Origin of the sequence: Mesorhizobium shangrilense (genome assembly GCF_040537815.1) — a bacterium.
Lineage (GTDB): Bacteria > Pseudomonadota > Alphaproteobacteria > Rhizobiales > Rhizobiaceae > Mesorhizobium > Mesorhizobium shangrilense.
This window is the reverse complement of the sequence record NZ_JBEWSZ010000005.1, coordinates 185,811-199,318: the sequence shown is the minus strand read 5'-3', so window position 1 is coordinate 199,318 and position 13,508 is coordinate 185,811. Positions and strand designations below refer to the sequence as shown.

Genomic DNA, 13,508 nt, shown 5'->3' with positions numbered 1-13,508 from the left:
CGCGAATATGAAACGGCCGCCCGCTGGGTGCCAGCGGGCGGCCCTGAAAACTCAGGCGATCAGGGCAGCGTCTTGCCCGGATAGGTCTGCTGGAAGCGGTCGAGGATCGCGTCGCCGTTCTTGACCAGCGTGTCGAGGCCTTCCTGGACGCTGACCTTGTTGGCGAAGATCGCCTGCATCTGCGTGCCGAACTCGGCGCGGATCTGGGTGAAATTGCCCAGACGGACACCGCGGGTGATGTCGGTCGGCTCGGACGCGGTCAGGCTGGCGATCGCGACTTCACGGCCCTTGTAAGGCGCCTTGTCGTAGAAGCCATCGGCCTTCATGTAGTCGAAGCCCGACTTGGTCACCGGGATGTAGCCGGTGTTGGTCGACCAGAACAAAGCGGTCTTGGGGTCGTGGATGAAGTTGAGGAACGCGGCCGCGCCCTTGTATTCCGCATTCGACTTGCCGGACAGGACCCAAAGCGAGGCGCCGCCGACCAGCGAATTCTTGCGCTCGGTGCCGGCATAGACAGGCAGTTCGGCGACATCCCAATGCATGCCTTCCTTCTGCGTCCTGGCAACCGAGCCATGGTCGCCGACCGAGGTCAGGATGATCTGGCAGGTGCCGGAAGCGAAAGCCTGGACCATGTCCTGGCCAAGATCCTTCGACTTGATCTTGATCAGGCCGGCGTCATACCACTTCTTCAGGTCGGTGACGTACTGGACGAACTTGGTCTTGTTGACTTCCAGGCGAGCGTCGAGCCCGTCATAGCCGTTGTTCTTGGTCGCGATCGGCTGGTTGTGGATAGCGGAGAACTGCTCCATCAGCTGCCAGCTTTCATTGGCGGAGATGTTGATCGCCATCGGGCATTCATAGCCAGCGTCCTTCATGGCCTGAAGGTCGGCGCCGACGTCTTCCCAGGTCTTCGGAGCCTCGGTCTTGCCGATCTTGGCGAATGCGTCCTTGTTCCAATACAGGAGCGCGGTCGAGGAGTTGAACGGGAAGGACAGCATCTCGCCCTTCGACGTCGCGTAGTAGCGTGCGATGCCGGGAAAATAGTCGTTGTAGTCGACCTTGTAGCCGTTTTCTTCCATCAGCTTGTCGGCGGGCTTGTAGGCGCCCGACAGCATCATGGTGGCGGTGCCGACGTCGTAGACCTGGACGACGGTGGGCTGCTTGCCAGCGCGGAAGGCGGCGATGGTGTTCTGCAGCGTGGCGTCATAATTGCCCTGGCTGGTGCAGACGACTTCGTAGTCCTTCTGCGACTCGTTGAAGTTCTTGCACATCGTGTCGACGACTCGGGCAAGATCGCCCGAAAGGCCGAACCAGAAATCGAACTTGGTGGGTGCGGCGGCGGCGGGCGACGCCAACGCAATCCCGATTGCGCCGGCGGCAAAGGCCGCAAGGCCGTGCTTGATGATCGACATGGGTTTCTTTCCCTCTTGAGTGGCTTTTGACAAGGGGCTCGCGCAAGTCCTTGCCCGCTCTCTTAGAGAAGGTATGTGACAGTTCTGCTGTGACTCTCCGGGCCTGTGGAGGTAGCCTAACCCGAGAGATGCAATGGCGTTTCGACAGACCTCGACGCCATCTCAAACGAGATCCAAGTCCTGCCTGTCCAAGCGACGTCGAAAACACAGTCCAGCCGGCATCGCGCAGAACAATGCGACCCTTTCCACCGCCTCCACAACCTGGAAAGCACGTTCAAGTTGCAACCGAATAACCAATTCTTCATCCGCCCGGTACTAATCAATTGTATTACCTTGATTTTCGCGGGCAGATCAGGTGAAGCAGAATGTTGACGGTTTATAATTGTATAATCCATGAGCATGATCTGAGATTGGTCGCTCTTGCTGCACTTATTTGCGGTATCTCTTCCTCTTCTGCGATTATTCTCCTTCGGCATATTGATAGATCGACCAATCGAAATCGCTATGCATGGCTGACTATTGCTGCGGCCTCGACCGGATTCGGGATCTGGGCGACCCACTTCATCGCGATGCTTGCGTTCTCGCCAGGCATACCAAACGCATACAATACGGAACTTTCGGTACTTTCACTTGCCGCCGCCATAGTCTTGACATTTGCGGGCATGTGGATCGCCACCTTGCGTGGTGGCATCGACCATTACCTTGTCGGCGGCGCGGTTCTCGGAGCCGGTATCGCGGCCATGCACTACACCGGCATGGCGGCATTCGAGGTACAGGGCCGGATCGTCTGGAACCAGCTGCTGGTCGCGGTCTCCCTGCTGGCAGGCATAACACTTGCCGCACTGGCGCTTCTTGTCGTGCTGCGCCGCCCGTCCACGCTGGGCACAATCTGCGCCGCCGTGCTGTTGACGCTGGCGATCTGCACCTTGCATTTCGTCGCCATGGCCGCGGTCTCCATATTCCCGGACTCCTCGATCGAGATATCGCAATACACGATCGAACCGGTGTCGCAGGCCTTTGCCGCCGCCGCCGCCAGTCTGGTTATCCTTGTGCTTTCGGCCGCGGCGCTATGGATCGACCTGCGATTCCGCCGCCACAAGGTCGAAGCCGAACGCATGCACGGCCTGGCGAACGCCGCGATCGAAGGCCTCATCGTCTGCGACGGCACCCGCATTGTCAGCGCCAATGACAGCATCGCGGCCCTGACCGGCATATCGGCCAACGCACTGAATGCGATGAGGCTTGGCGACCTTTTCGGCGAGCGTACGGCTTCCAACATGGCCGAGTTCGACGGGCAGGCACAGGAGGCTGAGCTCAGAAGCCGTGATGGAACCACGATCCCTGTCGAGTTGATCGCGAGAAGCATCGACTATTGCGGCAAACCGCATAGCGTGGTCGCCGTTCGCGACATCCGCGAGCGCAAGAAGGCGGAGCAGGAGATCCTTCGCCTCGCCCATTTCGATCCGCTCACCGGATTGGCCAATCGCCGGAGTTTTTCCGGTCGGCTCGACGCGGAAATCGCGGCCGTGGACCGGGGCGGGAGAGGTGGGCATCTTGCGCTGCTGCTGCTCGACCTCGACCGGTTCAAGGAGGTGAACGACATTTTCGGGCATGCCGCCGGCGACGCCATGCTGCAGAAGGTTGCACGCTGCGCGTCCAGCGCCTTGCGTCACGGCCAGATGCTCGCACGCCTTGGCGGCGACGAGTTCGCCGTCATCGCTCCGAACCTCCCCGACCCACAGGCCGCGGGCCGCATTGCACAGGCCGTGCTGGCGGCGATGCGCGAGGAGAACCGGCTTTCAGCCGGAGGCGGCCTCATGTCGGCCAGCATCGGCATCGCCCTCTACCCGCTGGACGCCGACGACCAGGCCGCGCTGATCAGCCACTGCGATACCGCGCTTTATCGCGCCAAGGCCGAGGGCAAGGACACTTACCGCTATTTCGAGGCTTCGATGGGCGCCGAGGCCCGCGACAAGCGGGTGATGGAGCATGATTTGCGCCAGGCGGTGGCACGCAACGAGTTTCGCCTCGTCTACCAGCCGCAAAAGGAAATCAGCACCGGCAAGATGATCGGGTTCGAAGCCTTGATCCGCTGGCGGCATCCGGAGCGCGGCGACGTGCCCCCGGCAGTGTTCATTCCGGTCGCTGAAGACAGCGGCGCCATCGTCCAGATCGGCGACTGGGTGATGGCGACGGCTTGTGAAGAAGCCGCCCGTTGGAAAAATCCCCTGACGATCGCGGTCAATGTCTCAGCGGTGCAGCTTCACAACCCGAATTTCAGCCGCAAGGTCCATGAGGTCCTGCTTCGGTCCGGCCTCGCGCCGGGCAGGCTCGAACTCGAAATCACCGAAACGGCGCTGGTGAAGGACATGCCGCGCGCATTGGCGACCTTGCGGCAGGTCAAGGCGCTAGGTGTGCGCGTGGCCATGGATGATTTCGGCACCGGCTACTCCTCGCTCTCCAATCTGCGCGCATTCCCCTTCGACAAGATCAAGATCGACGGATCCTTCATCAAGTCGGTGGACAGCAACGGCCAGGTCGCGGCCATCGTACGCGCCGTGCTGGGCCTGGGGCGCGGCCTCGGCCTGCCTGTCCTGGCGGAAGGCGTCGAGACCCTGGGCGAGCTGAAATTCCTCGATGCCGAGGCCTGTGAGATCGGGCAAGGCTACTATCTTGGCCGGCCGAGCCCGATTGAAACCTTCGGCGAACTGACCGGCGTGACGGCACCCGTGATCCAGGACGAAGATGCCAGGCATCGCAGCGGAAGCATCCTGATGCTGGAGCCAGCCGCCGCTTTGCGCTCAGCCTGATGGTGCGAGCGCCGCTTCCACCAGCCGCCGTGCGTCCGGCCCCGACCATTCGGCCGGGCCGTTCATATGGGCGATCAGGCAGCCCTCGCCATCGACCAGCATGGTGACTGGCAAGCCAAGCGCCAGGCCGCGCGTCTTGAGATCATTGAACAGCGCCATCGACGAATCGCGGTAGTAGCCGAGTGACTGGACGCCGGTGTCCTTGAGGAACTTCTTCGGCTTCACATCGTCGCCGGCATCGACATTGACGGCGACGACTTCGAACGCGTTGCTGCCTTTTTCCTTCTGCAGCGCGTCGAGCGCCGGCATCTCGGCACGGCACGGCGCGCACCATGTCGCCCACAGATTGAGCAGCACCGTCTTGCCGGCATGGTCGGCGATCGTCATCGGCTTGCCGTTGGGCCCGTTGAAGGCGAGGCGTCTCAACGATTGCGGCGGGTCGGCCGGCAAAAGTGCGGCGACCTGGCCGGTGGCGGAGGCGGCGACCTTCTTGGCGCGTTCGCTCTTGGCGGCGCAGGCGACATCGTCCTTGCTGTTGCCGACGGCGGCTTGCTGCGCCGGGGCGTTGTTGCCAGAACCGCTCTCCCTGACATATACCGCGACCGCGCCGGCAAGCACGCCCGCCACCAGGGCGGCAAGGATGAGGCGCGGGGCCGGGAAAAGTCTATTGCGGTCTGCCATTTCTGAAATTGCTCCGGGACACAGGTTTTATAGCGATGAACGACAAGAAGGCCAGCAACCAGATGTGGGGCGGACGTTTTGCCTCGGGTCCGACCGCGATCATGGAAGCCATCAACGCGTCGATCTCGTTCGACCGCAAACTCTACGCACAAGACATTCGCGGCTCGATCGCCCATAGCGAGATGTTGGCGCAAGCCGGCATTATTTTGGCGGCCGATCAAGAAAAAATCGCTGAAGGGCTGAACACGATCCTGAAGGAGATCGAAGCCGGCACGTTCGAGTTCTCGACCCGGCTGGAAGACATTCACATGAATGTCGAGGCCCGCCTCGCCGAGCTGATCGGCCCGGCCGCCGGACGGCTGCACACCGCCCGCTCGCGCAACGACCAGGTCGCCGTCGACCTCAGGCTCTGGGTCAAGGACGAGTGCTTTCGCGTCGCCGAGGCGCTGAAAGGTCTGATCGCGGCATTCCTGGAACGCGCCGAAGAGCACGCGGCAACCGTAATGCCCGGCTTCACCCATATGCAAACCGCGCAGCCGGTGACCTTCGGCCATCATTGCATGGCCTATGTCGAGATGTTCGGCCGCGACCTGTCGCGCGTCCGCGACGCCATCGAACGCATGGACGAAAGCCCGCTCGGTTCGGCGGCCCTTGCCGGCACCAGCTTCCCCATCGACCGGCACGCAACCGCGAAGGCACTCGGCTTCCGCGAGCCGATGCGCAATTCCCTCGACGGCGTTTCGGACCGCGATTTCGCGCTGGAATTCCTGGCCATGGCGGCGATCTGCGCGACGCATCTGTCGCGGCTGGCCGAGGAAATCATCATCTGGTCGACGCCGCAATTCGGCTTCATCAGGCTGTCGGACAGCTTCTCCACCGGCTCGTCGATCATGCCGCAGAAGAAGAACCCGGACGCCGCCGAACTGGTGCGCGGCAAGACCGGGCGCGTCAACGGCCATCTGGTCGGCCTGCTGACCGTGATGAAGGGCATGCCCCTGACCTATGGCAAGGACATGCAGGAGGACAAGGAATCGGTGTTCGACGCCGCCGAGACGCTAGACCTGATGCTGGCGGCGATGACCGGCATGGTCTCCGACATGACGGTGAACGCAACCGCGATGAAGAAGGCCGCCGGCTCCGGCTATTCGACGGCGACCGACCTTGCCGACTGGCTGGTGCGCACGCTTGGCCTGCCGTTTCGCGAGGCGCACCATGTCACCGGCCGCGCCGTGGCGCTGGCCGAGCAGAAGAAGGTGGCGCTGGACAAGCTGTCGCTCGAGGATATGCAATCCATTCATCCCGGCATCACCTCGGACATATTCTCGGTGCTCGCGGTGCAGAATTCGGTGAAGAGCCGCACAAGCTTCGGCGGCACCGCGCCATCGGAAGTGCGCAGGCAGATACGCTATTGGAAAAAGCGGCTAGCGAAGGCTTGAGCTAGGGTGCAATACACCGAAAACTCGGCTAAAAGCGGCGGCGGACAATAGTTTCGGACGGATGGATCGATGACCGGAAGCAGGATTTTGATGACGCTGACGCTTCTGGCAGCGATGGCCGCCGTGACGGCCTGCGGCAGGAAGGGCGGGCTCGACACGCCCTACGAGGCAGCCGTGCAGGCCCGCAAGGATGCCGAGAGGGCCAAGCAGCCCGTGCCGCCGGAGCCGGCAAAACCGGTCGAGGACAAGAAGTTCATTCTCGACCCGTTGATCTAGATTTCCGGAACCATTCTCGTGAACCATTTCGACTACCGCGACGGCGTGCTGCATGCCGAGGACGTGGCCATCCCCGATATCGCGGCCAGCGTCGGCACGCCCTTCTATTGTTATTCGACGGCGACCCTGACCAGGCATTTCCGCGTCTTCGCCCAGGCTTTTGCCGGGCTCGATGCGCTGGTCTGCTATGCCATGAAGGCCAATTCCAACCAGGCGGTGCTGAGGACGCTGGCAAAGCTCGGCGCCGGCGCCGACGTGGTGTCGGAAGGCGAATTGCGCCGCGCGCTGGCCGCCGGCATTCCTGCCGGCAAGATCCTGTTTTCGGGCGTCGGCAAGACCGCGCGTGAAATGGATTTTGCCCTCACCGCCGGCATCCTCTGCTTCAATGTCGAGTCGGAACCCGAACTCGAACTGCTGTCGGCCCGAGCCATGGCGTTGGGCAAGGTGGCGCCGATCTCGCTGCGTATCAATCCGGATGTCGATGCGAAGACCCACAAGAAGATCTCCACTGGCAAGGCCGAGAACAAGTTCGGCATTCCCTGGCAGAAGGCGCGGCAGGTCTATGCCCGTGCTGCACAACTTCCGGGCATCAAGGTCACCGGCATCGACACCCATATCGGCAGCCAGATCACCGAGCTGCAGCCCTTCGACGATGCCTTCGCCCTGCTGGTGGATCTGGTCGGCGCGCTGCGTGGCGACGGGCATGCCATCGACCATGTCGATCTCGGCGGCGGCCTGGGCATTCCCTACCGCGTCGACAACAACCCGCCTCCCCTGCCCGATGCCTATGCCCAGATCGTCAGGAAGCATGTCACCAAGCTTGGGCTGAAGGTGATGTTCGAGCCAGGCCGGCTGATCGTCGGCAATGCCGGTATCCTCGTCTCCGAGGTGATCTTCGTGAAGGAGGGCGACGCCAAGAATTTCCTCGTCGTCGATGCCGCCATGAACGACCTGATCCGGCCGACGCTCTATGACGCCTTTCACGACATCAAGCCGGTGGTGCAGCCGCCGGCCGAAACGCCGCGCATGATGGTCGATGTCGTCGGCCCGGTCTGCGAGACCGGAGACTATCTCGGCCTCGATCGCGACCTGCCCAGGCTGAAGTCCGGCGACCTGATTGCCGTGTCCACCGCCGGCGCCTACGGTGCGGTGCAGGCTGGCACCTACAACACGCGCCTGCTGGTGCCTGAAGTGCTGGTCGACGGCGACCGCTTCCACGTTGTGCGCCCGCGCCAGACCTATGACGACCTGATCGGATTGGATTCCATGCCCGACTGGCTTGCATAGTCTCGCGCAATCGGACCTGTCGGCTAAAGGGAGCAACCATGGCAGACGGAAACATGATCACACGCGAACGCATTGCCGCGATGGAACCGCGCATTCGTCCCTATGTGCGCCACACGCCGGTGTTGCGGGTCGACATGATGGATTTCGATCGTCCGCCGATGGCCTTGGATCTGAAGCTTGAATGCCTGCAGCATTCCGGCTCGTTCAAGGCGCGTGGCGCCTTCACCAATCTTCTCGAGCGGCCGGTCCCCAAGGCCGGCGTCGTCGCGGCATCGGGCGGCAATCATGGCGCGGCGGTCGCCTATGCGGCCATGCGGCTCGGCCACAAGGCGACGATCTTCGTTCCGGAAGTGAGCCCCGCGGCCAAGCTGGAACGGATTCGCAGCTATGGCGCCGAGCTGGTCGTCGGTGGCGCCCGCTATGCCGAGGCGCTCGCCGCCAGCGAGGCTTTCGCCGAGAAATCCGGCGCCCTGCAGATCCATGCCTTCAACCAGGAGGAAACGCTGGTCGGGCAAGGCACGCTCGGCCTTGAGATCGAAGCCGACCTGCCGGATATCGACACGCTCCTGGTCGCTGTCGGCGGTGGCGGCCTGATCGGCGGTATCGCCGCCTGGTTCGCCGGCCGCATCCGCATCATCGCCGTCGAGCCCGAGGGCGCACCGACACTTTATCGCGCCTTCGAGGCCGGTCATCCCGTCGACGCGCCCACGGAAGGGATCGCCGCCGATTCGCTGGCGCCAAAGCGCGTCGGCGAGATGATGTTCCCGATCGCCGAAGCCTTTGTCGAGCGCTCCATCCTGGTCAGCGACGACGACATCATCGCGGCGCAGAAGGCCCTGTGGAACAGGGTGCGGATCATCTCCGAGCCGGGCGGCGCGGCCGCTTTCGCAGCGATCCTGTCCGGCCGTTACGCGCCGGAACCCGGCGAGCGTGTCGCCGTGCTGGTCTGCGGCGCCAACGCAAACCCCGCCACGTTCTGACTACAACGCCTCGCGTTGACCTCGCGTTTTTTCGAACTGCCTCGCCTTTGCCGTGTTTGCTGGTATTCTTTGAGTCGTGAGGCGCGGGGTATCCTGCCCGCCCCATGAAAGGGCCGATGACAGAACGACCCACCCTCAGCAGCGACAAACGCCTGGCCGGACGCCTTGCCCTGAGCCGGCTGGCGACCCGCGCCGCGATTGTGGTCGAGCGCGGCTGGCCGTTGCTGCTTCCTCTCGTCATCGTCACCAGCCTGTTCATCAGCGCTTCGTGGCTCGGCATCTTCCACCGGCTGCCGGACATGGCACGCATCGGTCTTGTCGCCGCCTTCGGCATCGCCGCCCTTGCCGCACTCTATCCGCTGCGCTTCTTCCGCATGCCCACCGCCGCCGAGGTCGATCGTCGCATCGAGGCCGCCAATGATCTGCGGCACAGCCCTGTGCTGGTGCAGACCGACCGGCCGAGCGGCAGCGAAACCAGCTTTTCGCAAGCGCTCTGGCGCGAGCACCAGAGGCGCATGGCCGACCAGCTCGGCAGCCTCGGTGCCGACATGCCACGCGCCCGCGTGCCCGAGCGCGATCCATGGGGCTTGCGTGCCGTGGCTGCACTTTTGCTCGTCACCGCCTTTGCCTTTTCCTTCGGGCCAACCGGCGGCAAGATCGCCGACGGCTTCAATGAGCATGGCGTGGCGGATACCGTGCCGCCGCGCATCGACGCCTGGGTGACGCCGCCCGCCTATACCGGCAAGCCGCCGATCTTCCTCACTGCAGATGCCAACCAGGCGACGGCCACGTTCAGCGTTCCCGAAGGCAGCGACGTGTCGCTGCGCGTCACCGGCGGTTCGGGCGAGGAAACGCTTGCCTATGCCGACAAGGGAGGCACTGCCCGCGCTATCGACCCGACCGGCGTCCAGGCTGCCGCTGGGGCCAAGCCGGCGTCGGCAACGCCCTCGCCGGTTCGGCAATTCAGCGGCAAGCTGACCAACGACGGCACGCTGACGCTGAAATCGGGCGAGGACGAAATTGGCCGCTGGGCTTTCGCTGTCATCCCCGACAAGCCGCCGCAAATCCGCTTCGTCGGCGAGCCCAAGCGCGCCGCCAATGGCACCTTCGAACTGAACTACCAGATCGACGATGATTACGGCGCGGCCTCCGCCACTGCTGTTTTCGCGCTGGCCGATCCGCAGGCGCCGAATGCGCATCCGCTCTATGGCGCCCCCGAAATGCCGCTGGCGCTGCCACGGCGCGGCGGCAAGACCAACGCCGCCAAGACGACCAAGGACCTGACCGAGCACGTCTGGGCCGGCGCCAGCATCAAGCTGACGCTGACCGCGACCGATGACGCCGGGCACAAGGCGACAAGCGAAACCAAGACGCTGGTCATGCCGGAGCGGCCCTTCTCCAATCCGCTGGCGCGAGCGCTGATCGAGCAGCGACGCATGCTGGCGCTCGACGCCAACGCCAAGGGCCGCGTGCTCGACCTGATGGACGCAATCACGCTGCGGCCAGAGGACACGTTCAGCAACATGTCGCATTACCTTGCGATCATGAGCGCCCGCAGCCGGCTGAAGCTCGCTCAAAATGACGATCAGTTGCGCAACGAGGTAGCCTATCTGTGGGAAATCGCCCTCGGCATCGAGGAGGGCAATCTCTCGGCCGCCGAAAAGCGGTTGCGCCAGGCACAGCAGGCCCTGCAGGACGCCATCAAGAACGGCGCCAGCGACCAGGACATCGAAAAGGCGATGAAGGAGCTGCGCGAGGCGATGAACCAGTTCCTGCAGGAGTTCGCGGAACGCGCCAAGCAGAATCCCAATGCGCCGCAGATGCAGCAGAATGGCCAGGAACTGCGCCAGAGCGACGTCAACCGCATGATGGACCAGATCGAGAACCTGGCGAAATCAGGCGATCGCGACAAGGCGCAGCAGCTGCTTTCGCAACTGCAGGATATGATGAACAATCTCCAGGCCGGACGCGACCAGAAGGGTGGTGGCCAGCAGGACGGCGAGATGAAGCAGAAGATGGACAAGCTGGGCGACATCATGCGGCGCCAGCAGGAGATGATGAACGAGACCTTCCGCATGGATCAGATGCGGCGCGGCGACCAGCAGACCGATGAAAACGGACAGCCGCAGCCGGGCGACCAGGGCAAGCCGGGACCGGGTGACGACCGCGATCCGCTCGGCCGGCCGAAGCCGATGACGCCGCAGGAATTCGCCGACGCGATGAAGCAGCTGCAGGAAGGCCAGGGCCAGCTGCAGAAAGACCTCGATCAGCTGAAGAAGGGGCTCGAAGGCATGGGGCTGGAGCCCAGCCCAGGCTTTGGCGAAGCCGGCAAATCCATGGGCGATGCCGAGCAGGCGCTTGGCGACGGCGAAGGCGACCGCGCCGTCGGCGATCAGGGCCGGGCGCTGGAAGCGCTGCGCAAGGGCGCCAAGGACATGATGAAGCAGCTGCAGGCCATACAAGGCGACCAGGGTGGCAGTGAGCCGGGCGGCCGCCAGCAGAATGCCGACCGTGACCCGCTCGGCCGGCCACGCGCCACCGAAGGACCCGATGACGGAAGCTCGGTCAAGGTGCCCGACGAGATCGACGTGCAGCGTGCCCGCCAGATCCTGGAGGCCATCCGCAAGCGGCTTGGCAACGCGCTGAGCCCCGACATCGAGCGCAGCTATCTCGAGCGCCTGCTGGAGCTGAAATAGTTGTTATACCGGCAGTGCGGCATCGCTCAGACGACTGATTGATTGGGCACGGCAATGTGCTGGCCGGAGTCGTGACGCCAAACTAGATTCGGCGCGCTGAAGCTCAGTGGCTGCCGACCATGCCAGCCGCCTGCGCCTTCTCATATTCCCTGCGCGAATAGCGCTGGAATGCCGGACGGGCGGCGAGGCGATCGAGATAGGCTGTGAATACCGGATTCTCCGGCAACACCCGCAAGACATTGGTCGCGTAGTGAATGCCGCTACCGATTTGCGTGTCGGCGGCGGTAAAGCGATCGCCAACGATATAGGGTTGGGCCGACAACGCCTTCTCCAGATTGGCGACCATTTCGGAGAACGAGCCGTAGGAATAACGCGGCCCCATGAACTCGATGCCGTGGGCCTTTGCCGCCACCACCGGGTCGAGGACGGAATCACAATAGACCAACCATGTCAGGTACCGCGCACGCGCGCTGTCGCCCAGCGCCGGCGCAAGTCCGGCACCGGAAAAGGTATCGGCGAGGTAGATGGTGATCGCGGCCCGCTCGGTGACGACCGTGCCATCATGATCGATGGCCGGCACTTTCTTGTTTGGCTGGATTGACCGATAGGCCTCGGGGACGCCTCCCTGGGCTCGGATATTCACCGGCGAGAATTCGAACGGCACGCCCAGTTCCTCCAGCAGCCAGTGGACACTGGAAGCGCGCGACCATGGCGCGTGGTAGAAGGTGATCATCTCGTTTGTCCTCCCGTTGAATGCCACCTCTATCGAACTGCTGCTGACAGCTTTGTGTCAGGAGCCTTGGCGACAGGGATCGGCTTTCCGATACAGCAGCACTCCAATTCGAGCTGGACCGCTACCGGTTGACGAACGCCTCGCGGATCGCTTCTTCCATGCCGTCGATCGCCTCGCCGGAAGCGTTCGGGTTGCGGTGCATCACGACATTCGAGGCATCGATGTCGCCAAACCCGTCGGCAGCCGTCAACTCGCGGCAGTCGGCCGGAATGTTGCTGCGCGAGATCGGCGCGATCGCCAGCCCGGAGGTGACGGCGAGCCGCAAGCCACCATTGGTGTCGCTGGTATAGGCGACACGATAGGCGAGGCCGCGCTGCTCCAGCGATTTTATGGCGAAGTCCTGGCACCAGCCGGCGCGGTTGTAGAGCGCGATCGGCACCGGGCGCTCCTCATGCATCTGGTGCAGGTTGGACGTCACCCACACGGTCGGGTCGCGCATCAGCACCTCGCCGCCGGAACGGTCCTGCCATTCGAAGACAACAGCCAGATCGAGCTCGTCGGCGGCAAGCGCTGCTATTTGTGCGCCCGAATGCGCGTAACGGACGGTGACTTCGACCTTGGCATGGCGCTTGGAAAAGGCGCCGAGCGCGCGTGACAGGATCGCGTGGCCATATTCCTCCGGAATGCCGATGCGCACCGGCCCGCCAAGCGGCGGCGCGGCCATCGACGCCGCTGTTTCGTCAAGCAGGGAAACGATGCGCCTGGCGTTGCCGATCAGTTCGCCGCCGCGCCGCGTCAGCGCCACGCCGCGCGAGCCGCGTTCGAACAGGCTGTTGCCGACCATCTCCTCGAGCTTCTTCATCTGCATCGAGACGGCCGACTGCGTACGACCCGCCCGTTCCGCCGCCTTGGTGAAATTGCCGGTGTCCGCTACCGCGACGAAGGTGCGCAGAAGGTCGCTGTCGAGGTTGGGTTTCATGGCGCTCATCATAAGAGAATTTGATTGCTGGCATCATTCCAATTCGTTTGCAACATGTCAAACGCCAGACGATAGTCAGGCTACCCATTGGATATGCGGCCGCGAAACCGGCTGCGGACCAATCTGAAGAGTCCTCACTCGTGCCCGCTGCCCGAAACGGTGGCGGGTTCTTTTTAACCGCATCCACATTGGCCACGGCCGCACACGGAGACCAGAAA

The 13,508-nt window shown here is 63.4% G+C and carries 10 protein-coding genes; 6 read left to right on the top strand and 4 right to left on the bottom strand.

Annotated features, from left to right (window positions below):
• Positions 1-59: 59 nt before the first annotated feature.
• On the bottom strand, positions 60-1,412 hold the full coding sequence (locus ABVQ20_RS33175) for an extracellular solute-binding protein (protein WP_354464024.1): 1,353 nt from the start codon (positions 1,410-1,412) through the stop codon (positions 60-62).
• Between the two features lie 365 nt (positions 1,413-1,777).
• Between ABVQ20_RS33175 and ABVQ20_RS33170 the strand changes: the two genes are divergently transcribed.
• The gene (locus ABVQ20_RS33170) at positions 1,778-4,222 is read left to right on the top strand and encodes an EAL domain-containing protein (RefSeq protein WP_354464022.1); all 2,445 of its coding nucleotides are present in this window, start codon (positions 1,778-1,780) and stop codon (positions 4,220-4,222) included.
• On the opposite strand, the gene tlpA is transcribed toward ABVQ20_RS33170, so the two are convergent.
• Entirely contained in the window at positions 4,214-4,903 is a 690-nt protein-coding gene (gene tlpA, locus ABVQ20_RS33165) for a thiol:disulfide interchange protein TlpA (RefSeq protein WP_354464020.1), read from the bottom strand. The two genes, ABVQ20_RS33170 and tlpA, sit on opposite strands and share 9 nt — an antisense overlap.
• A gap of 35 nt (positions 4,904-4,938) precedes the next feature.
• Between tlpA and argH the strand changes: the two genes are divergently transcribed.
• The 5 genes from argH to ABVQ20_RS33140 all read left to right on the top strand — a co-directional run bounded on the left by argH (position 4,939) and on the right by ABVQ20_RS33140 (position 11,578).
• Entirely contained in the window at positions 4,939-6,339 is a 1,401-nt protein-coding gene (gene argH / locus ABVQ20_RS33160; protein WP_354464018.1) for an argininosuccinate lyase, read from the top strand.
• Between the two features lie 69 nt (positions 6,340-6,408).
• Complete coding sequence (lptM, locus tag ABVQ20_RS33155; protein WP_354464016.1) at positions 6,409-6,615, top strand: LPS translocon maturation chaperone LptM; 207 nt, start codon at positions 6,409-6,411, stop codon at positions 6,613-6,615.
• Between the two features lie 18 nt (positions 6,616-6,633).
• Complete coding sequence (gene lysA / locus ABVQ20_RS33150; protein ID WP_354464015.1) at positions 6,634-7,902, top strand: diaminopimelate decarboxylase; 1,269 nt, start codon at positions 6,634-6,636, stop codon at positions 7,900-7,902.
• A gap of 38 nt (positions 7,903-7,940) precedes the next feature.
• The gene (locus ABVQ20_RS33145; protein WP_354464014.1) at positions 7,941-8,882 is read left to right on the top strand and encodes a threonine/serine dehydratase; all 942 of its coding nucleotides are present in this window, start codon (positions 7,941-7,943) and stop codon (positions 8,880-8,882) included.
• Positions 8,883-8,998: 116 nt separating this feature from the next.
• Positions 8,999-11,578, top strand: coding sequence for a TIGR02302 family protein (locus ABVQ20_RS33140; RefSeq protein WP_354464012.1), 2,580 nt, complete (start codon positions 8,999-9,001; stop codon positions 11,576-11,578).
• Between the two features lie 103 nt (positions 11,579-11,681).
• On the opposite strand, the gene ABVQ20_RS33135 is transcribed toward ABVQ20_RS33140, so the two are convergent.
• Positions 11,682-12,311, bottom strand: a complete 630-nt coding sequence (locus ABVQ20_RS33135; RefSeq protein ID WP_354464011.1) for a glutathione S-transferase family protein — start codon at positions 12,309-12,311, stop codon at positions 11,682-11,684.
• Positions 12,312-12,432: 121 nt separating this feature from the next.
• A complete protein-coding gene (locus ABVQ20_RS33130; RefSeq protein WP_354464010.1) occupies positions 12,433-13,290 on the bottom strand; it encodes a LysR substrate-binding domain-containing protein in 858 nt (285 codons plus the stop codon).
• Positions 13,291-13,508: the final 218 nt, after the last annotated feature.